We start from the raw sequence: 19,676 nt of genomic DNA on the forward strand, positions 1-19,676 counted from the left end.
AGGTAACAGGATTTGATATGCGTGATACCCAAAACATGAGCCTCACTTCCACCAAATCGCTTGCTGAAAGTGAGGAAACCACATGGACGCTGCCGGGCGCGGCGGTGGGTTTCATGGCATGGCTGCTGGCACTGGGCATCCCGTTTCTGATCTACGGCAGCAATACGCTGTTTTTTCTGCTCTACACATGGCCCTTCTTTCTGGCGCTGATGCCGGTCGCTGTATTAATCGGTGTGGCGCTGCACTCACTGCTCGACAGCAAACTGCTCTATAGTCTACCTGTTACCGTGCTTACGGTGATGGCGCTTTTCGGCCTGCTTTTCCTGTGGTTGATGGGGTGATCCGCGGCTCTGCGGCAACGAGGCGTACGTATTTGCGGGGAAAATGTGGTACATTTCCCGCGATGACGCGGCATCGTCCGCGCCGGGGTGGAGTACCCGGTCAAGATATGGGATGATGATGCCGTTTTTCAGGGGGCAGGATGGGTAAACTAACGCTGCTATTGCTGGCTTTGCTGGTCTGGCTACAATATTCGCTGTGGTTCGGCAAGAATGGTATTCATGACTACAGCCGGGTCAGCGAAGATGTCGCCGCACAGCAGGCGACGAACGCCAAACTCAAAGCGCGAAACGATCAGCTTTTCGCCGAAATTGACGATCTCAATGGCGGTCAGGAAGCGATCGAGGAACGCGCGCGCAACGAACTTAGCATGACCCGCCCGGGCGAAACGTTCTATCGTCTGGTTCCGGATGCGTCAAAACGCAATCAGGGTTCAGGGCAGAATAATCGATAGACACTCCCAGGATTAAAACATGGCAGCAACTACTCCGGGCGTTTGCGCCGTGGTCCCGGCAGCCGGATTTGGCCGCCGCATGCAAACGGAATGCCCAAAACAATATCTCTCAATCGGTAACAAAACGATTCTCGAACATGCGGTGGACGCGCTGCTGGCCAATGCCCGCGTCCAGCGTGTAATCATTGCCGTCAGCCCCGGTGATGACCGTTTCCAGTCATTACCGCTGGCCTCGCATCCGCAGATTACCGTTGTCGAAGGCGGCGCCGAGCGCGCTGATTCCGTGCTTGCCGGGCTCAACGCCGCCACAGGCAGCGAATGGGTGCTGGTACACGATGCCGCACGCCCCTGTCTGCATCAGGACGATCTCGAACGTTTGCTGGCGCTCAGCGAAACCAGCCGCGTGGGCGGCATTCTGGCCGCACCGGTGCGTGACACCATGAAGCGCGCCGAGCCTGGCGGCACCGCCATTGCCCATACCGTCGACAGAAACGATCTCTGGCACGCGCTGACCCCGCAGTTTTTCCCCCGCGAATTGCTGATTGACTGCCTGACCCGCGCGCTCAACGACGGCGCGACCATGACGGATGAAGCGTCTGCGCTGGAGTATTGCGGCTTCCATCCTGAGCTGGTGGCGGGTCGCGCGGATAATATTAAAGTCACGCGCCCGGAAGACCTGGCGCTGGCGGAATTTTACCTCACCCGATCTGACTATCAGGAGAAGGCGTAATGCGAATTGGACACGGTTTTGACGTGCATGCCTTTGGCGGCGAAGGCCCCATTATTATTGGCGGCGTACGTATCCCTTACGAAAAGGGGCTGCTGGCCCATTCTGACGGCGATGTCGCGTTGCATGCCCTGACCGATGCCCTGCTGGGCGCGGCGGCGCTGGGCGATATCGGCAAGCTTTTCCCGGATACCGATCCGGCCTTTAAAGGCGCTGACAGCCGCGCGCTGCTGCGCGAAGCCTGGCGTCGTATTCAGGCCAAAGGCTACACTCTCGGCAACGTCGACGTCACTATCATCGCGCAGGCCCCCAAAATGCTGCCGCACATTCCGCAAATGCGGGTGTTCATCGCCGAAGATCTCGGCTGTCATATGGATGACGTCAACGTGAAGGCAACCACCACGGAAAAACTGGGTTTCACCGGTCGTGGCGAAGGGATTGCCTGTGAAGCGGTGGCGTTGCTGCACAAGGTCAAACCATGATTGCGTTTGACGACCTGACTTACCTGCACGGTCAACCGCAGGGCCAGGGCCTGCTGAAAGCCAGCCCGGAAGATTTTCTGGTAGTGGAAGATTTGGGTTTTGAGCCGGACGGCGAGGGCGAGCATATCCTCGTGCGGATCCTCAAGAACGGCTGCAACACTCGTTTTGTCGCTGATGCGCTGGCGAAATTTCTTAAGATCCACGCCCGTGAAGTCAGTTTCGCCGGGCAAAAAGACAAGCATGCAGTCACCGAGCAATGGCTCTGCGCCCGCGTGCCCGGCAAAGAGATGCCGGATCTCAGCAAATTCGTGCTGGAAGGCTGCCAGGTACTGGAATATGCCCGCCATAAACGCAAGCTGCGACCGGGCGCGCTGAAAGGGAATGCTTTCACGCTTATTCTACGTGAGATTTCGCATCGCGATGACGTTGAGGCCCGTTTGCAGGCTATCGCGGCGCGCGGCGTACCGAACTATTTTGGCGCACAGCGCTTTGGTCTCGGCGGCAGCAATCTGCAAGGCGCGCTGCGCTGGGCGGAAAACGGCGGGCCGGTGCGTGATCGCAACAAACGCAGTTTTTGGCTCTCTGCGGCGCGGAGTGCCTTGTTTAATCAGATTGTCAGCGATAAATTAAAAAAACCAGACTTTAATCAAGTTGTTGACGGCGATGCGCTACAATTAGCGGGGCGTGGCAGTTGGTTTGTGGCGACGGAAGACGAGCGCGACGAACTACAGACGCGCGTCGATAACCGGGAGCTGATGATCACCGCAGCCTTGCCCGGCAGCGGCGACTGGGGAACCCAGCGTGCCGCGCTGGCCTTCGAGGAAAATACGCTGGCGCAGGAGACGCTGCTACAGTCACTGCTGGTGCGGGAAAAAGTGGAGGCGGCGCGCCGTGCGATGCTGCTGTATCCGCAACAGCTACGCTGGAACTGGTGGGATGATGTAACCGTTGAGCTACGTTTCTGGCTGCCTGCGGGCAGTTTTGCCACCAGTGTGGTAAGGGAACTGATCAAGACAACAGGTGATTATGCGAATATTGCTGAGTAACGATGACGGGATCCATGCCCCAGGCATTCAGACGCTGGCGAAAGCCCTGCGGGAATTCGCCGTGGTGCAGGTTGTCGCGCCTGATCGTAACCGCAGCGGAGCGTCAAATTCCCTGACGCTGGAATCTTCACTTCGTACCTTTACGTTTGAAAATGGCGATATTGCCGTGCAGATGGGCACGCCAACGGATTGCGTCTATCTTGGCGTCAATGCGCTGATGCGTCCGCAGCCGGATGTCGTCGTGTCGGGCATCAATGCCGGGCCGAATCTCGGTGACGACGTTATCTATTCCGGCACTGTCGCGGCCGCCATGGAAGGGCGCCATCTCGGTTACCCGGCTCTCGCCGTTTCACTGGACGGCCATCAGCATTATGAGACCGCCGCGGCGGTGACCTGCTCGATCCTGCGCGCGCTGTCGCGCGAACCGCTGCGTACCGGGCGCATTCTCAACATCAATGTTCCTGACCTCCCGCTTGATCAAATCAAGGGGATCCGCGTGACGCGCTGCGGCAGTCGTCATCCGGCGGACAAAGTCATCCCGCAGCAGGATCCACGCGGAAACACGCTGTACTGGATTGGCCCGCCGGGCGAAAAATGCGATGCGGGGCCGGACACCGATTTTGCTGCGGTGGATGAAGGCTACGTGTCGCTCACGCCGCTGCATGTCGATTTAACCGCCCATAACGCGCATGAAGTGGTGTCCGGCTGGTTAGAACGCGTGGGAGTCGATGCGCAATGGTAAGCAAACGCGTACAAAGCCTTCTTGATCAACTGCGTGCTCAGGGTATTAAGAATGAGCATGTGCTTGAAGCGATAGCTCAGGTACCGCGTGAAAAATTTATTGATGAGGCGTTTGAACACAAAGCGTGGGAGAACGTCGCATTGCCAATAGGTCAGGGGCAAACCATTTCGCAGCCATATATGGTTGCGCGAATGACCGAGCTTCTTGAACTCACCGAGGCGTCGCGGGTGCTGGAGATTGGCACCGGATCCGGATATCAGACGGCAATTCTGGCACATTTAGTCCATCATGTTTGTTCGGTGGAACGTATAAAAGGCCTGCAATGGCACGCTCGTCGTCGCCTCAAGCAACTGGATTTACACAATGTTTCTACCCGTCACGGCGATGGCTGGCAGGGATGGCAGGCGCGTGCGCCGTTCGACGCCATTATTGTCACCGCTGCACCGCCGGAAATTCCGGCTGCGCTGATGTCGCAACTGGATGAAGGCGGCATTCTCGTTTTGCCCGTGGGTGATGAGCACCAGTGGTTAAAACGGGTTCGTCGGCGGGGAAGCGAATTTATTATCGATACCGTGGAAGCGGTCCGCTTTGTGCCTTTGGTCAAAGGGGAACTGGCGTAATAACAGGACTTTTCCTGGTTTATTCGGCGCGTGTTCGGGCGTAGGGTAGGCACATTTTCGGTGCCTGAGCCAGCGCGTTGCGCGGTAATGAAATCACTGGCAGTTAACACATTCCTGGGGGATAAATGAGCGCGGGAAGCCCAAAATTTACCTTAAGCCGTATTGCGGCGCTATCGCTGGTCTCCGTCTGGCTTGCAGGTTGTACAAGTTCTAATAACGCACCAGCCCCAGTGAGCTCGGTGGGCGGAAGTGCCTCTTCCGGCACCGATTCCGGTATGTTGATCACCCCACCGCCGAAGATGGGAAATTCGACGGCACAGCCGTCGCAACCGCAAATTCAGTCTGTACAGCCGGTACAGACGCAGCCTGCGCAGACACAAACGCTGTCGCAGCCGGTGCAAACCAACGCGGAAGGCCATATCGTCTACAACCGTAAATACGGTGACATTCCCAAAGGCAGTTACACGGGTGGCAGCACCTATACCGTGAAGCGCGGCGATACGCTGTTTTACATCGCCTGGATCACCGGCAACGATTTCCGCGATCTTGCACAACGTAACAACATTTCTGCACCTTACGGTTTGAATGTAGGCCAGACGTTACAGATCGGAAACTCAGCGGGACAGCCCATCACAGGCAACAATCCTGTTGCGCAAGCAAGCGTACAGGCCAGTAGCGGTTCACAAGGACTTATCTCAAAACCTGCACAAAATTCCGGCTCGGTGGTTGCTTCTAAACCAACAATTACGTATTCTGAAGATTCAGGTGAACAAAGTGCTAACAAAATGTTGCCTAACAATAAGCCTGCGACCCCGGTCACAGCGCCTGTTACGGCACCTGTTGCAAGCACTACCGAACCGACTGCAAGCAGTATGTCTACCAGTTCGCCGATTTCCTCATGGCGCTGGCCGACTGATGGCAACATTATCGAGAAATTCTCTGACAACGGGAATAAAGGTATCGATATCGCAGGCAGTAAGGGACAGGCTATCGCCGCGACCGCAGATGGGCGCGTCGTCTATGCCGGTAACGCACTGCGCGGTTACGGTAATCTTATCATCATCAAACATAACGATGATTACCTGAGCGCCTACGCCCATAACGACACTATGCTGGTCCGGGAACAACAAGAAGTTAAGGCGGGGCAGAAAATCGCTACCATGGGTAGCACCGGAACCAGTTCAACACGCTTGCATTTTGAAATTCGTTACAAGGGGAAATCCGTAAACCCGCTGCAGTATTTGCCGCAGCGATAATTCGACGGAATATGGCTTTGCTTGCATGTTCCGTCAGGGGATCACGGGTAGGAGCCACCTTATGAGTCAGAATACGCTGAAAGTTCATGATTTAAATGAAGACGCGGAATTTGATGAGAACGGAATGGAGGTTTTCGACGAGAAAACCTTGAATGAAGAGGAACCCAGTGATAACGACCTGGCTGAGGAAGAGCTGTTATCGCAGGGTGCCACACAGCGTGTACTGGACGCGACTCAGCTTTACCTTGGGGAGATTGGATACTCTCCTCTGTTAACAGCCGAAGAAGAAGTCTATTTTGCACGTCGTGCACTGCGTGGAGATGTCGCTTCCCGCCGTCGGATGATAGAAAGTAACCTGCGTCTGGTGGTGAAGATTGCCCGTCGTTACAGCAATCGTGGTCTGGCGCTGCTGGATCTGATTGAAGAGGGTAATCTGGGGTTGATTCGTGCCGTGGAGAAATTTGACCCGGAGCGCGGATTCCGCTTCTCGACCTACGCGACCTGGTGGATCCGCCAGACGATTGAACGGGCGATCATGAATCAAACCCGTACCATTCGTTTACCGATTCACATCGTTAAAGAGCTGAACGTTTATCTGCGTACCGCGCGTGAGTTGTCCCATAAGCTGGATCACGAGCCGAGCGCGGAAGAGATTGCCGAGCAGCTTGATAAACCGGTTGATGACGTCAGTCGTATGCTGCGTCTCAACGAGCGCATCACCTCGGTCGACACCCCGCTGGGTGGCGATTCCGAAAAAGCGCTGCTGGATATCCTGGCCGATGAAAAAGAGAACGGTCCGGAAGACACCACGCAGGACGATGACATGAAACAGAGCATCGTCAAATGGCTGTTCGAACTGAACGCCAAACAGCGTGAGGTACTGGCGCGACGTTTCGGGTTGCTGGGGTATGAAGCCGCAACGCTTGAAGATGTGGGTCGTGAAATTGGTCTGACGCGTGAACGCGTTCGCCAGATTCAGGTAGAAGGTCTGCGTCGCCTGCGCGAAATCCTGCAGGGGCAAGGGCTGAACATCGAAGCGCTGTTCCGCGAATAAGCGAGTTTTCATCAAAAAAAGGCCAGTCATTGTGACTGGCCTTTTTCTTTGGTTTCGCTGTAACTGATGATTTACAGCAGATTCTTCAGACGGTAGATCCACTCCAGCGCCTGGCGCGGCGTCAGTGAGTCAGGATCAAGATTCTCCAGCGCTTCAACCGCTGGCGATGTCTCTTCAGGCACCGACAGCAGCGACATCTGCGACCCGTCAACCTGCGTGGCAGCGGCGTTTGGCGTAATGCTTTCCAGCTCGCGCAACTTCTGACGTGCGCGCTTGATCACCTCTTTTGGCACTCCCGCCAGCGCGGCAACCGCCAGACCATAACTTTTGCTGGCCGCGCCGTCCTGCACGCTGTGCATGAAAGCAATAGTGTCGCCATGCTCCAGCGCATCAAGGTGAACGTTCGCCACGCCTTCCATTTTTTCCGGCAACTGCGTCAGTTCGAAATAGTGGGTCGCAAACAGCGTTAGCGCTTTGATGCGATTCGCCAGATTTTCCGCGCAGGCCCAGGCCAGCGACAGACCATCATAAGTCGACGTACCACGGCCGATTTCGTCCATCAGCACCAGACTGTACTCGGTGGCGTTGTGGAGGATATTGGCGGTTTCGGTCATCTCCACCATGAAGGTAGAACGCCCGCTGGCCAGATCGTCGGCGGCACCGACACGGGTAAAAATACGGTCGATGGGGCCGATTTCCACTCTCTGCGCCGGGACGTAGCTGCCGATATACGCCAGCAGCGCAATGAGCGCGGTCTGACGCATATAGGTACTTTTACCGCCCATGTTCGGACCGGTGATGATAAGCATCCGGCGCTGCGGCGACAGGTTCAGCGGATTGGCAATAAACGGTTCGTTCAGCACCTGTTCCACCACCGGATGGCGGCCTTCTTCGATGCGAATGCCCGGTTTGTCGCTAAATACCGGGCAACTGTAGTTAAGCGTGTAAGCCCGCTCAGCCAGGTTGACCAGCACGTCCAGCTCCGCCAGCGCCGAAGCGCTCGACTGCAGATCGGCGAGGTGCGGTAACAGCAGGTCGAACAGCTCGTCATACAGCTGTTTTTCCAGCGCCAGCGCCTTGCCTTTCGAGGTGAGCACTTTGTCTTCATACTCTTTCAGCTCTGGAATGATGTAGCGTTCAGCGTTTTTCAGCGTCTGGCGGCGTACGTAGTGGATCGGCGCGAGGTGGCTTTGCCCGCGGCTGATCTGAATGTAATAACCGTGAACGGCGTTATAGCCCACTTTCAGGGTGTCGAGCCCCAGACGCTCACGTTCGCGGATCTCCAGCCTGTCGAGATAATCCGTCGCGCCGTCTGCCAGCCCGCGCCATTCATCCAGTTCGGCATTGTAGCCAGGGGCGATCACGCCGCCATCACGCACCAGCACCGGGGGAGATTCAATCACGGCACGTTCGAGCAGTTCGCGCAGTTCAGTAAATTCACCCATCTGTTCGCGCAGGCGCTGTACCGGCACGCTGTTGACATCAGCCAGTTGCGCGCGCAGTTCCGGCAACTGCTGGAAGGCATAGCGCATGCGGGCGAGATCGCGCGGGCGGGCGGTGCGTAGCGCCAGGCGTGCCAGAATACGTTCCAGATCACCCACCTGACGCAACACTGGTTGCAGCTCACTGTAGTGATCCTGCAATGCGGCGATAGTTTGCTGACGCTCTTCCAGTACCCCGGTATCACGCACCGGCATATGCAGCCAGCGCTTCAGCATGCGGCTGCCCATCGGCGTCACGGTGCGATCCAGCACCGAGGCCAGCGTGTTTTCCGTACCGCCCGCCAGATTCTGGGTAATTTCGAGGTTACGGCGGGTGGCGGCATCCATGATGATGCTGTCCTGCTGGCGCTCCATGGTGATGGAACGAATATGCGGCAACGCGGTGCGCTGCGTGTCTTTCACATACTGCAGCAGGCAACCGGCGGCACACAGGCCACGCGGCGCGTTTTCGACGCCGAAACCCACCAGGTCACGGGTGCCAAATTGCAGGTTCAGTTGCTGGCGCGCAGTGTCAATTTCGAACTCCCACAGCGGGCGACGACGCAGGCCGCGACGGCCTTCAATCAGCGCCATTTCGGCGAAATCTTCCGCATACAACAGCTCTGCGGGATTGGTCCGTTGCAGTTCGGCGGCCATGGTTTCGCGATCGGCGGGTTCGCTGAGACGAAAACGCCCGGAGCTGATGTCGAGCGTGGCGTAGCCGTAGCCTTTGCTGTCCTGCCACAGCGCTGCCAGCAGGTTGTCCTGGCGTTCCTGCAACAGCGCTTCATCGCTGATGGTGCCAGGCGTTACGATGCGGACGACTTTTCGTTCGACCGGGCCTTTGGTGGTCGCGGGATCGCCAATTTGTTCGCAAATCGCCACCGACTCGCCGAGATTCACCAGCTTCGCCAGGTAGTTTTCCACGGCATGGTGCGGAACGCCCGCCATCGGTATCGGCTCGCCTGCCGATGCGCCACGCTTCGTCAGCGAAATATCGAGTAACTGCGAGGCGCGCTTCGCATCGTCATAAAACAACTCGTAAAAGTCGCCCATGCGGTAGAACAGCAGGATCTCGGGATGCTGAGCCTTAAGCTTCAGGTACTGCTGCATCATCGGGGTGTGAGCGTCGAAATTGTCGATAGTGGTCATGGAATCCGGATGTCCATTTTCATTGAAAATCAAAAAGATCTGTTCAGTTCACCTGTGCGTAATGACCGGTATTGTCGCATGAATAAATGGTGGGGCGCATTAAAAAGTCGCCCCACATTCACATCGGTTAACGACTCTCTTTTTGCGGCAGCGAGCGGATGACCAGCATACCGGACTCCACGGCAACGCTGACCGATGTGCCGGTGGAAAAGCCGGCTTCTTCCAGCCATTTACCGCTCAGTACCAGACTTGGGCTGCATGACAAACGGGTGGCTCGCCCGCTGTCGAGATCGATATGGCGTTTACGGACATAGCTGACGGTTAACCGGCGGAGGGGGTTCGGAACAGGGTTGTTGGTGGTGACGTTCATATTATGCATATTTTCTCCGGCGTATTTCAGAATTATTGCCGGGGAATCTTATAACGTCGAATAAAATAAGGAAAAATTCAGGAGAATAAATGCGAGGCGCTTTCCAGAATTTCACCCTCTTATAAAAAGAAAAGAGGGTGGATCAGGAATTAAACATTTTCAGTAATACGTCGTGCGGTTTCATAATGGTCTTGCCAGTAGCTGTCAGAAAGAACAGACACCGTCACACCCTGGCTTTTTGACGCGTGGATAAACTTATCGTGACCAATGTACACGCCCACATGGCGCTCTTCCGGCGAGGTTCTGAAGAACACCAGATCGCCCGGTTTCAGCTCGTGCTGCGTGATGTGGTAGCCGCCTTTGATCTGCTCGCCGGTGGTGCGTGGCAGTTCCATCTGCAGGGAGCCGCGGAAAATTTTCTGCATCAGGGCAGAGCAATCAATTCCACTCTTCGACTGACCGCCCCAGCGATATTGCGTCCCTTTCCATTTTGCATATTGGGACAGGATTTTGCTTTTAATATTTCCCTTCGGCGACGGCAGTGTATACATCGATGGAACGTATTGATCCATAGATGCTAATTCGGCAGGTAAATTAAAAGCGCAGGCATTGCCTGCCAGCATGGATGTCGCAATAACAACCATTGCAGGGATCATTTTTTTAAAATACATAACAAACCATCAATATAGAAAAGAAGAAAAAGGGATTCCTTACACGATAATCATCGGTTCTGTCGGAAAGTGAGAGAATAATAAGTTCTGGTTATTATTTGTTCAAGGAAAAGGCGGCCTGAATGCCGACTCTCAGAATCTTTCTCGGCTGGTGCGTAAAATTTCAAAGTGGTATTATTGATGCAACTTATTGTTTGCGAGGACACAGCAGTGGGTGAACGTCTTGATCGTGAGAAGCTGACTATTCGCAGAATGATTGCGCTCTATGAACGCCGTTGCCCTGACGCCTCTGCGGAGCCCGGGCACTATCAGGTGCTAAATGACTATGCCGATAAGCGCCTTGATAAGTGTGTCTTTGGCGAAGAGAAGCCTGCCTGCAAGCAATGCCCGGTGCATTGCTATCAACCGGCAAAACGGGAAGAGATGAAGCAGATTATGCGCTGGGCGGGGCCGCGGATGCTGTGGCGCCATCCGGTTCTGACCATCCGTCATCTGATTGATGATCGTCGTCCGGTGCCGGAACTGCCTGAAAAATACCGCCCGAAAAAGTAATCCGCACGCCTACGCCAGCGCATCTTTGTCTATGCCAAGTCGCTTCATTCGTGAGAGCAGCGTGGTGCGTTTCAGCCCCAATTTTTGCGCCGCACCTCGCGGCCCGGCCACCACGCCGTTCGACTCTTTCAGCACCCGCACAATTAACTGATATTCATCTTCGCCATCCTGCGCCTGATCTGTGGCGGTCAGTGGCATAGCGGGTATCCCGGTGGTCAGTTCGGGCAGCGACAGTTGCAGCACGTTGCCGTGCGTCAGCAGCACGGCGCGCTCGATCACATTCTCCAGCTCGCGCACGTTCCCCGGCCACTCCATGCGGCTGAGTGCGCGCAGCGTTTCTGCCGGAATGCTGTCGATGTTGCGCCCCATGCGTCGAGAGATTTTGGTGGTAAAGGCTTTGACCAGCAGGGGAATATCTTCCGGACGCTCGCGCAGCGGCGGCAGGTGGATTGGAAACACGTTCAGACGATAGTAAAGATCGCTGCGAAACTCGCGGTCGGTCACCATCTGCTTCAGGTCACGGTTGGTGGCGGCAATCAGCCTGACATCGGTCTGAATCAGTTTGTTGCTGCCGAGACGCTCAAACTCCTGCTCCTGTAGCACCCGCAGCAGTTTTGGCTGCAGCTCCAGCGGCATGTCGCCGACTTCATCAAGAAACAACGAGCTTTTGTCCGCCAGCTCGAATCGCCCGATCCGCTGTGCGCTGGCACCGGTAAACGCGCCGCGCTCATGGCCGAACAGGTCGCTTTCCAGCAGCCCGGCAGGCATCGCAGCACAGTTCATTTTCACCATCCGGCGACCATTGCGACTGCTGAGATTATGGATCGCGCGCGCAATCAGCTCTTTGCCGGTGCCGGTTTCGCCGAGGATCAGCACCGTGCTGTCGCTTTGCGCCACCATTTCGACCTGCTTCAGCACGCTGTACATGGCGTCGCTGCGACCGATGATCTCGCCAGATTCGTTTTCGACATTATTGAGCTGTTCAGTGAGCGCCAGGTTTTCATTCATCAGCCGCTCTTTCAGACGATGAATTTCCTGGTAAGCGAGCGCGTTATCCACGGCGATGGAGATACGCTCGGCAATCTGGCGCAACAACTTCAGGTTGGTGGTGGTAAACACCTTTTCATCACACTGCGCCAGCTTCAGCACGCCCAGCATGGTATTGCCGGACATCAGCGGCAGCAGGCACAGCGTCTGGATTTTGTTATCCCAGATCTCAAACAGCATACGCTCGTAGGGCGCGAACGGGTCGCGCTCATGCAGGTTGAGCAGCAACATCTCTTTGCTTTTAAACACCCGCTCCGTCAGCGTTCCCGCTTCGTCGGTTTCACTCTGATTGTGAACGGGATGGTGGTCGTCGAGGTAATGGGTGGAGTAGATGTTGAGCTTGCCTTTGCGGTTGCTGCGCAGCACCACGCTGATGGCATCGATACGGAAATAGTGGTGGATCTCTTTCGCCACTTCGCTGACCAGCTCGTCCATGTCGAGACGCGACAGCACGGCGTTGGTAATCGCCACCAGAATGCGGAAGTTATCGCGCTCGTGGCACAGCATGTCGTAATCGACGTTATTGGTGACCCGGCTCTGGATCTGCTCGGTGACGACGGCGACAATCTGGGTAAAAACGTGCAGACGCTGATACTCCTGTTCCGTCCACGGTCTGTCATCGTCGCGAATAAATTCGCAACCGCCAAAAATGTGACCTTCTGCCGCCAGCGGCAACAGGCAGTAACGACCGAACGCCGGATAGAGCGGCTCTGCCGCCAGCTGGGGCCAGGTGTCGCTGAATTCCTGATAACTGCATTGCAGCGCATCCGGTCGCGACAACAGACGACGCACCGGCCCATGCGCCAGCACGGTTTCATCTTCGTAAGCGATGGGGTTTCCCGCCACCGGCGTGGCATAGTAGCAGACCCGGTGATTGCCGGGGTGCCAGAGCACAATGGCTGCCCGATCCGCCAGCGCGGACTGCTTTACCAGCCGCAACAGCGCTTCGCTGACCGCGGTAAGATCCGGCTGCTGTAGTAACGTGCGGGTGATATCGAACAGACCTTGCTGCCCGAGATCCCCCATGGGGGTATATGACATTGCACTCATCCAAAAAATGACGCGGGAAACCGACGAATTTTATTGTGACTTAATGATTAATATCGGTTTTTTGAATAAAAGCATTAACAGATTCTGGGTAACGGCTCCGCATGCGGTAAATCCAGCGTACGCTTCACGCCGTACAGGCCCGTCAGGCGAACACCACGGCGTTCCACCACTTCACCAATCATCGCCGCATGCTGGCCGAGCGGGTGAGAACGCAACTGCGCCAGCACATTTTCGGCGGCATCGCGGGCGACCGCGATCACCAGTTTGCCTTCGTTGGCGAAGTTGAGGGCTTCCAGACCGAGCAGTTCGCAGACGCCGCGCACCGCGGCATTGACCGGCAACTGCTGTTCGTTGAGTTCGATACCGCAGCCGCTGGCGGCGGCAAATTCATGCACCACCGCATTCACGCCGCCACGGGTGGCATCGCGCAGGGCTTTGACGCCGGTGATGTCGCGCAGCGACTGGATAAGCGGCGTCAGTACCGCGCAGTCGCTGACCAGCTCGCCGTCGAGCCCCAGTTGTTCGCGCAGGTTAAGGATGGTCGCGCCATGATCACCCAGCGTACCGCTGACCAGCAGCACGTCACCGGGCGTCAGCGTCTGTGCGCCCCAGTGAATATCCGCCGGAATGGCGCCCAGCCCGGCAGTATTGATAAACAGTTTGTCCGCCGCACCGTGCTGCACCACTTTGGTGTCACCGGTGACGATGGCAATGTCTGCCGCTTTGGCCGTTTGCGCCATGCTGTTGACCACCGCTTCCAGCGTCGCCATCTCCAGCCCTTCTTCAAGGATGAACCCGCAGGAGAGAAAACGGGGGATGGCGCCGCTGACGGCAACGTCATTGGCCGTTCCGCAAACCGCCAGCTTGCCGATGTTGCCGCCAGGGAAAAACAGCGGATCGATAACATAGCTGTCGGTAGAAAACGCCAGCCGGTCGCCCTGGGCGGTGAACTGTGCCAGATCAAGCCGCGCCTGATCTTCCTGCTCCGCCAGCCACGGATTGTTAAACGCCTGCATAAACAGATCGTTGATTAACTGCTGCATCGCCTGGCCGCCGCTGCCGTGCGCTATCTGGACGCTTTTCATGCTTCACATTCCTGACTTCGATATTGATACCACGCGGCGCACGCCCCTTCGGAAGAGACCATCAGCGCGCCAAATGCGCTCTGTGGGTTACAGGTATTGCCAAACAACGGGCACTGATGCGGTTTGCAACGGCCCGTCAACACTTCGCCGCAACGGGCGCGCGGATCGTCATACACTTTCTGCGGTGCTGGCTGGAAATGCGCTTCGGCATCAAAACGCTGGTAGTCGTCGGTTAAGCGGACGCCGGAGTCGTTAATCAGCCCCAGTCCGCGCCATTCGCTGTCGCCTCTGACGGTAAACACCTCGGCGATGGCGGCCTGTGCGAGCGGGTTGCCGCTGTCCGGCACCACGCGCCGGTACTGGTTTTCCACCTCGCTTTTCGCGGCAATTTTCTGCTCGACCAGCATGCAGACGCCCTGCAGCAGATCCATCGGCTCAAACCCGGCGACCACTAATGGCCGGTGATACTGGCTGGCGATAAACCCGTAGGCGTCGGTGCCAATTACCATGCTGACGTGCCCCGGCGCGAGGAACGCGTCGATGCCGTTATCCGGTTGCTCCAGCAGACTGCGCAGGGTAGGAATTAAGGTGATGTGCTGGCAGAAAAAGAAGAAGTTATCGACATTCTGCTCGCGCGCCTGTTTCAGGGTGATGGCGGTGGTGGGCATGGTGGTTTCAAACCCCAGACCGAAGAACACCACTTTGCGTTGCGGGTTTTGTTGCGCCAGTTTCAGCGCATCCATCGGCGAATAGACGATGCGGATATCCGCGCCACGCGCTTTTGCCTGCATCAGCGAGCCGTTTTTGCCCGGCACGCGCATCGCGTCGCCAAAGGTGCAGAAAATGACTTCCGGGTGGCTGGCGATTTCGGTACAGGTATCGATACGGCCCATCGGCAGCACGCATACCGGGCAGCCCGGGCCGTGGATGAATTCGATGTTTTCCGGCAACAGCTGGTCGAGACCGAATTTAAAGATGGCGTGCGTATGCCCGCCACACACTTCCATGATGCGCAGCGGTCGCGCGGCGGTGTAATCGAGAAGTCCGGCGCGCGCGCTGAGGTGTGCAATAAGCTTCATCACCTGTTCGGGCGCACGGTATTCATCCACAAAGCGCATTATCTCTCCTCGCCGTACAGCAGCGCGCCGACATCCGGCTCCACCTCGTACATGTTCTGTAGCGCCGCCAGCGTGTCGCGGGCTTCCGTTTCATTAATCACGCTCATGGCAAAACCGACGTGCACCAGCACCCACTGGCCGAGGCGCGATGCACCGGTGTCATCAACGTGACCGACCAGCGTGAGATCGACATCGCGGCGAATGCCATTGACGTCAACTTTCGCCATGCTGCCGTCAATGGCGCAAATCTGGCCGGGAATGCCTATGCACATCGCTGCGCCTCCAGCCAGTGTAGCCAGTGTTCCATCCCTTCGCCGCTGGTGGCGGAGATAAGAATGATTTCAATGTTCGGGTTCACTTCCCGCGCATACGCCATACATTTTTCCACGTCGAAATTGAGGTACGGCAGCAAATCGACTTTGTTGAGCAGCATCAGCGAGGCGGCAGCGAACATATGCGGGTATTTTAGCGGCTTGTCTTCGCCTTCGGTAACTGACAGCACCGCCACTTTATGACGTTCGCCGAGATCAAACCCCGCCGGGCAGACGAGGTTGCCGACGTTTTCAATAAACAGAATGCCGCCATCGTCGAGCGGCAGACGCGGCGCGGCATCGGCAATCATTTGCGCATCCAGATGGCAGCCTTTCCCGGTGTTCACCTGAATGGCGGGCGTGCCGGTGGCGCGGATACGCGCGGCGTCGTTGACGGTTTGCTGATCGCCTTCGATGACGGCGCAGGGCACGTGACCGTTCAGCCGTTGTAGGGTTTCAGTCAGCAGGGTGGTTTTACCGGAGCCGGGGCTGGAAACCAGATTCAGCACCAGTTGTTGATGCGCGGCAAAACGTGCACGGTTGCGGGCGGCGAGCTGGTTGTTTTTATCCAGCACGTCGATTTCCACTTCCAGCATCCGGCGCTGGCTCATGCCCGGCGCATGGGTGCCTGCTTCGCCATGACCGTAATGCAGGTCACCGTGTTCAGATTGTGTGGGGGCGAAATCCTGCGTTTTGATCCCGGTGATGCTTAGCGCAGGGCGCGCAGCAGGGGCGAACGGGGCGCCACGAAACGCCGAATGAGGATTGTGTTCGTCACCTTCAATATAGAGGTTGCCTTCTCCGCAACCGCAAGTGGTACACATAACTTACTCCTGATCAATTTCAATTCGCTGGATCTGCATCCCGTCATCCGCCACGATCTGCAGCGCGTCACTCTGACACTGCGGGCAGCGGCGAACGTGTTGTGACAGCAGTTGAACGTATTGCTGACAATGTTCGCACCAGCACTCGGCCTGCTGCTCTTCAATATGCAGTTTACAGCCTTCCGCAAGCGTGCCGCGACAAACCAGATCAAAACAGAAGCGAAGTGAGCTGCTTTCTACGCAAGAAAAAGCCCCAATTTTGATCCAGACCGCAATTACGCGTTTCGCGCCATTCGCCGCGGCCTGCTGTTCGACGATTTCAATCGCCCGCTGGCAAAGCGTGATTTCGTGCATAGTGCCTCCGTCTTTCATTCGCCGCAGAAATGCAAAATGCAGACCACCTTTTATCACATTGATTTTTAAAACGAAGAGCAAGAGTGACAGTGCAGAAATGACACTTATGACGATCTGTCGCCACGAATGACGGTGGCCGCCAGTCGGCTACAAACGGCGATCGTCAGAAACGTCGTCATACTGTCGATGACACGCCGCTCCGGCGTTTATTTTTGTTTATCTTCTTGATTTTAATGTTAATTCGTAACTGGCATGGGATTTGCTAATCAAGCGAGATCATTTTCTTCAGCTTCAGAGGAATACACATGAACCGCTTTGTGATTGCGGATCCTCAGTGGTGTATCGGATGCAATACCTGCCTCGCAGCCTGCACTGATGTCCACAAAGCGCAGGGGTTACAGCAACACCCCAGGCTTGCGATGACGCGAACCGAAAGCAGCACTGCGCCGGTGCTCTGTCGTCATTGCGAAGACGCGCCCTGTAAACAGGTGTGCCCGGTGAACGCCATCGCCTTTGAGGACGGCGGCGTTCTGCTTAACGAAAGCCTGTGCATCGGTTGCAAGCTGTGCGGCCTGGTCTGCCCCTTTGGCGCGATTACGCCGTCAGGCAGTACGCCGGTGGATGCGCCCGCACAGTATGAACACGTCGTGCCCGCCGGGGTGCTCGGTGATGTCCCGGCAAGCCCGGAGGGGATGAACCCCTTCCTGAGCTGGAACGCCGGTATCCGCACCGTCGCGGTGAAGTGCGACCTGTGCCACTTCCTGCCGGAAGGGCCCGCCTGCATTCGCTCCTGCCCAACGCACGCGCTGCATCTTATCGAACCTGAGTCAGTCAACGCGCAAATGCAGCAGCGCAGGGCGCTCACGGCACTGTCGATGCCGGATGCGCTGCCGGGTATGGATTACCTCACAGGGGAGCAAAACTGATGGATTCACTGCAATTACTGATGTGGTCTGTAGTGCTGTATGTCATCGGTGGGGTGATTTCGCTGCTGCTGCAGAATAACGAGCGGGGTGCTATCCGCATCGCCGGGCTGTGCGCCATCGCCGGGGGCATCCTCGGGCTTTGTAGCGCGCTGCCGGTTCTGCTTGGTGGAGAGGTGCTGACCTGGAGCGCCACGGGGCCGTTCTCGTTTGCCCCCTTCAGCGTGCGCATGGACAGCCTCGCGGCTTTCATGGTGACGGTGATTTCACTGCTGGTGACCCTCTGCGCGCTCTATTCGCTCTCCTATATGGAGGAGTATCTCGGTAAAGGCGCCGCGTCGATGGGCTTCTTTATGAATCTGTTCATCGCCTCGATGGTGGGCCTGATGGTGATGGACAACGGCTTCTGGTTCATCATCCTGTTTGAAATGATGTCGCTGGCGTCGTGGTTCCTGGTGATCGCCGACCAGAGCGAAGAGTCCATCAAAGCCGGTCTGCTCTACTTCTTCATCGCTCACGCCGGTTCAGTGTTGATCATGGTGGCCTTCTTCCTGATGTGGCGCGAAAGCGGCAGTCTGGAGTTTGAGTCGTTTCGCCACCTGAGCCTGACTCCGCTGATGGCCTCCGTCGTCTTTATTCTTGCCTTCCTCGGCTTCGGCGCCAAAGCCGGTATGTTGCCGTTGCACAGCTGGCTGCCGAAAGCGCACCCGGCGGCACCTTCGCATGCTTCCGCGTTAATGTCCGGGGTAATGGTGAAGGTGGGGATCTTCGGTATCATCAAAGTGGGTGTTGACCTGCTCGGCGCGAGCCAGAGCTGGTGGGGCATTCTGGTGCTGGCCTTTGGCGCCGTTTCCTCTGTGCTGGGCGTGCTGTACGCACTTGCCGAGCACGATATCAAACGTCTGCTGGCGTGGCACACGGTCGAGAACATTGGCATCATCCTGATGGGTGTCGGGGTGGGGATGGTCGGCATTGCCAGCCATCATCCGCTGCTGGCGGTCATCGGTCTGCTCGGCGCGCTGTTCCACCTCTTAAACCATGCGCTGTTCAAAGGGCTGCTGTTCCTTGGCGCCGGGGCGGTGATCTTCCGCGTCCATACTCGCGATATGGAAAAAATGGGCGGTCTGGCGAAGCTGATGCCGCTCACCGGCACCGCTTTTCTCATCGGCTGTATGTCCATTTCTGCGCTGCCGCCGCTGAACGGTTTCGTCAGCGAGTGGTTTACCTATCAGTCTCTTTTCACCATGAGTCACGACGGTGATTTCGCCATGCGTCTGGCGGGACCGGTGGCGATCGTCATGCTGGCGATCACCGGTGCGCTGGCGGCGATGTGCTTCGTAAAAGTTTACGGCATCAGCTTCTGCGGCGGGGCGCGCAGCGAGCAGGCGGAACATGCGCGCGAGGTGCCGTGGCCGATGACGGCGGCGATGATCGTGATGGCGCTGCTGTGCATCGCGCTGGGTGTGGGTGCTTCTGTTGTCGCTCCGGTGCTGGCGCAGGTGGCGACCTCGCTGACTCATGGCACTGACGTGACCGTGGCGAGCAACATGCTGCTCCAGCCGGGCGACAGCGCGCAGGCGATGCTCTCTCCGGCGATCTCTTTCCTGTTGTTGATTGCGCTGCCGGTGCTGCCGCTCGCGGTGTGGTGGGTGTTGCGTGGCGATCGCGGTGCATTTCGTCGTCGCGGAGAGCCGTGGGCCTGTGGTTATGCGTGGGAAGAGGCAATGTCCGCTTCCGCAGGCAGCTTTACTCAGCCGCTGCGGGTGATGTTCGCGCCGCTGTACCGCATGCGTAAGCAGCTTGATCCGTCGGCAGCGTTGAACCGCAGCCTGACGAAAGTGACTGAAGGGGCCGCGGCGGTCGAACCGTTCTGGGACGACCGTATTATCTGGCCGCTGGTGCGTCTGGTTCAGCGGATGGGGGCCGGTATCCAGCGGATGCAGAGCGGGGACTTCCGCCTCTACTGCCTGTACGTGGTGGTGGCGCTGGTCATTCTGTTACTGACCGTGGCCCTGTGA

At 57.1% G+C, this 19,676-nt stretch carries 21 protein-coding genes; 12 read left to right on the forward strand and 9 right to left on the reverse strand.

Features of this window, described 5'->3' with window-relative positions:
* The first annotated feature begins 17 nt into the window (after positions 1–17).
* The 9 genes from AOY23_RS04485 (at position 18) to rpoS (ending at position 6,720) form a co-directional block, all read left to right on the forward strand.
* Positions 18–341: a DUF3561 family protein gene (locus AOY23_RS04485; RefSeq protein ID WP_054177630.1), complete on the forward strand. Its 324-nt coding sequence runs from the start codon at positions 18–20 to the stop codon at positions 339–341.
* Between the two features lie 140 nt (positions 342–481).
* Positions 482–793 carry a cell division protein FtsB gene (gene ftsB, locus AOY23_RS04490; RefSeq protein ID WP_054177631.1) on the forward strand — a complete coding sequence of 104 codons (312 nt, stop codon included), beginning with the start codon at positions 482–484 and terminating at the stop codon, positions 791–793.
* A gap of 19 nt (positions 794–812) precedes the next feature.
* On the forward strand, positions 813–1,523 hold the full coding sequence (ispD, locus tag AOY23_RS04495) for a 2-C-methyl-D-erythritol 4-phosphate cytidylyltransferase (RefSeq protein ID WP_054177632.1): 711 nt from the start codon (positions 813–815) through the stop codon (positions 1,521–1,523).
* Complete coding sequence (gene ispF, locus AOY23_RS04500) at positions 1,523–2,002, forward strand: 2-C-methyl-D-erythritol 2,4-cyclodiphosphate synthase (protein WP_054177633.1); 480 nt, start codon at positions 1,523–1,525, stop codon at positions 2,000–2,002. Before ispD ends, ispF begins: the two co-directional genes overlap by 1 nt.
* A complete protein-coding gene (gene truD, locus AOY23_RS04505) occupies positions 1,999–3,048 on the forward strand; it encodes a tRNA pseudouridine(13) synthase TruD (RefSeq protein ID WP_054177634.1) in 1,050 nt (349 codons plus the stop codon). The genes ispF and truD overlap by 4 nt, the downstream gene beginning before the upstream one ends.
* The gene (gene surE / locus AOY23_RS04510) at positions 3,029–3,790 is read left to right on the forward strand and encodes a 5'/3'-nucleotidase SurE (protein WP_054177635.1); all 762 of its coding nucleotides are present in this window, start codon (positions 3,029–3,031) and stop codon (positions 3,788–3,790) included. Before truD ends, surE begins: the two co-directional genes overlap by 20 nt.
* On the forward strand, positions 3,784–4,410 hold the full coding sequence (locus AOY23_RS04515; protein WP_054177636.1) for a protein-L-isoaspartate(D-aspartate) O-methyltransferase: 627 nt from the start codon (positions 3,784–3,786) through the stop codon (positions 4,408–4,410). The genes surE and AOY23_RS04515 overlap by 7 nt, the downstream gene beginning before the upstream one ends.
* A gap of 125 nt (positions 4,411–4,535) precedes the next feature.
* Complete coding sequence (gene nlpD / locus AOY23_RS04520; protein WP_054177637.1) at positions 4,536–5,666, forward strand: murein hydrolase activator NlpD; 1,131 nt, start codon at positions 4,536–4,538, stop codon at positions 5,664–5,666.
* Positions 5,667–5,727: 61 nt separating this feature from the next.
* Entirely contained in the window at positions 5,728–6,720 is a 993-nt protein-coding gene (gene rpoS / locus AOY23_RS04525) for an RNA polymerase sigma factor RpoS (RefSeq protein ID WP_038157575.1), read from the forward strand.
* Between the two features lie 71 nt (positions 6,721–6,791).
* Here the strand turns inward: rpoS and mutS are convergent, their stop codons facing one another.
* The 3 genes from mutS to AOY23_RS04540 all read right to left on the reverse strand — a co-directional run bounded on the left by mutS (position 6,792) and on the right by AOY23_RS04540 (position 10,394).
* Positions 6,792–9,353: a DNA mismatch repair protein MutS gene (mutS, locus tag AOY23_RS04530; RefSeq protein ID WP_054177638.1), complete on the reverse strand. Its 2,562-nt coding sequence runs from the start codon at positions 9,351–9,353 to the stop codon at positions 6,792–6,794.
* 127 nt (positions 9,354–9,480) lie between these two features.
* On the reverse strand, positions 9,481–9,732 hold the full coding sequence (locus AOY23_RS04535; protein ID WP_054177639.1) for a SymE family type I addiction module toxin: 252 nt from the start codon (positions 9,730–9,732) through the stop codon (positions 9,481–9,483).
* Positions 9,733–9,872: 140 nt separating this feature from the next.
* The gene (locus tag AOY23_RS04540; protein WP_054177640.1) at positions 9,873–10,394 is read right to left on the reverse strand and encodes an NlpC/P60 family protein; all 522 of its coding nucleotides are present in this window, start codon (positions 10,392–10,394) and stop codon (positions 9,873–9,875) included.
* Positions 10,395–10,574: 180 nt separating this feature from the next.
* Between AOY23_RS04540 and AOY23_RS04545 the strand changes: the two genes are divergently transcribed.
* The gene (locus AOY23_RS04545) at positions 10,575–10,946 is read left to right on the forward strand and encodes a nitrous oxide-stimulated promoter family protein (RefSeq protein WP_054177641.1); all 372 of its coding nucleotides are present in this window, start codon (positions 10,575–10,577) and stop codon (positions 10,944–10,946) included.
* Between the two features lie 9 nt (positions 10,947–10,955).
* On the opposite strand, the gene flhA is transcribed toward AOY23_RS04545, so the two are convergent.
* The 6 genes from flhA to hypA all read right to left on the reverse strand — a co-directional run bounded on the left by flhA (position 10,956) and on the right by hypA (position 16,735).
* Complete coding sequence (flhA, locus tag AOY23_RS04550) at positions 10,956–13,034, reverse strand: formate hydrogenlyase transcriptional activator FlhA (RefSeq protein WP_054177642.1); 2,079 nt, start codon at positions 13,032–13,034, stop codon at positions 10,956–10,958.
* A gap of 83 nt (positions 13,035–13,117) precedes the next feature.
* The gene (gene hypE, locus AOY23_RS04555; protein WP_054177643.1) at positions 13,118–14,128 is read right to left on the reverse strand and encodes a hydrogenase expression/formation protein HypE; all 1,011 of its coding nucleotides are present in this window, start codon (positions 14,126–14,128) and stop codon (positions 13,118–13,120) included.
* Positions 14,125–15,246 carry a hydrogenase formation protein HypD gene (gene hypD / locus AOY23_RS04560; RefSeq protein ID WP_054177644.1) on the reverse strand — a complete coding sequence of 374 codons (1,122 nt, stop codon included), beginning with the start codon at positions 15,244–15,246 and terminating at the stop codon, positions 14,125–14,127. Before hypD ends, hypE begins: the two co-directional genes overlap by 4 nt.
* Positions 15,246–15,518 carry a HypC/HybG/HupF family hydrogenase formation chaperone gene (locus AOY23_RS04565; protein WP_038157553.1) on the reverse strand — a complete coding sequence of 91 codons (273 nt, stop codon included), beginning with the start codon at positions 15,516–15,518 and terminating at the stop codon, positions 15,246–15,248. The genes hypD and AOY23_RS04565 overlap by 1 nt, the downstream gene beginning before the upstream one ends.
* Positions 15,509–16,381, reverse strand: a complete 873-nt coding sequence (hypB, locus tag AOY23_RS04570) for a hydrogenase nickel incorporation protein HypB (RefSeq protein WP_054177645.1) — start codon at positions 16,379–16,381, stop codon at positions 15,509–15,511. The genes AOY23_RS04565 and hypB overlap by 10 nt, the downstream gene beginning before the upstream one ends.
* Before the next feature lie 3 nt (positions 16,382–16,384).
* Positions 16,385–16,735, reverse strand: a complete 351-nt coding sequence (gene hypA / locus AOY23_RS04575; RefSeq protein ID WP_054177646.1) for a hydrogenase maturation nickel metallochaperone HypA — start codon at positions 16,733–16,735, stop codon at positions 16,385–16,387.
* A 305-nt stretch (positions 16,736–17,040) separates the two neighbouring features.
* Between hypA and AOY23_RS04580 the strand changes: the two genes are divergently transcribed.
* Both AOY23_RS04580 and hyfB read left to right on the forward strand, forming a co-directional pair.
* A complete protein-coding gene (locus AOY23_RS04580; RefSeq protein WP_054177647.1) occupies positions 17,041–17,661 on the forward strand; it encodes a 4Fe-4S dicluster domain-containing protein in 621 nt (206 codons plus the stop codon).
* Positions 17,661–19,676, forward strand: coding sequence for a hydrogenase 4 subunit B (hyfB, locus tag AOY23_RS04585; protein WP_054177648.1), 2,016 nt, complete (start codon positions 17,661–17,663; stop codon positions 19,674–19,676). Before AOY23_RS04580 ends, hyfB begins: the two co-directional genes overlap by 1 nt.

This window comes from Trabulsiella odontotermitis (assembly GCF_001297775.1).
In the GTDB taxonomy this organism is placed as follows: domain Bacteria; phylum Pseudomonadota; class Gammaproteobacteria; order Enterobacterales; family Enterobacteriaceae; genus Trabulsiella; species Trabulsiella odontotermitis.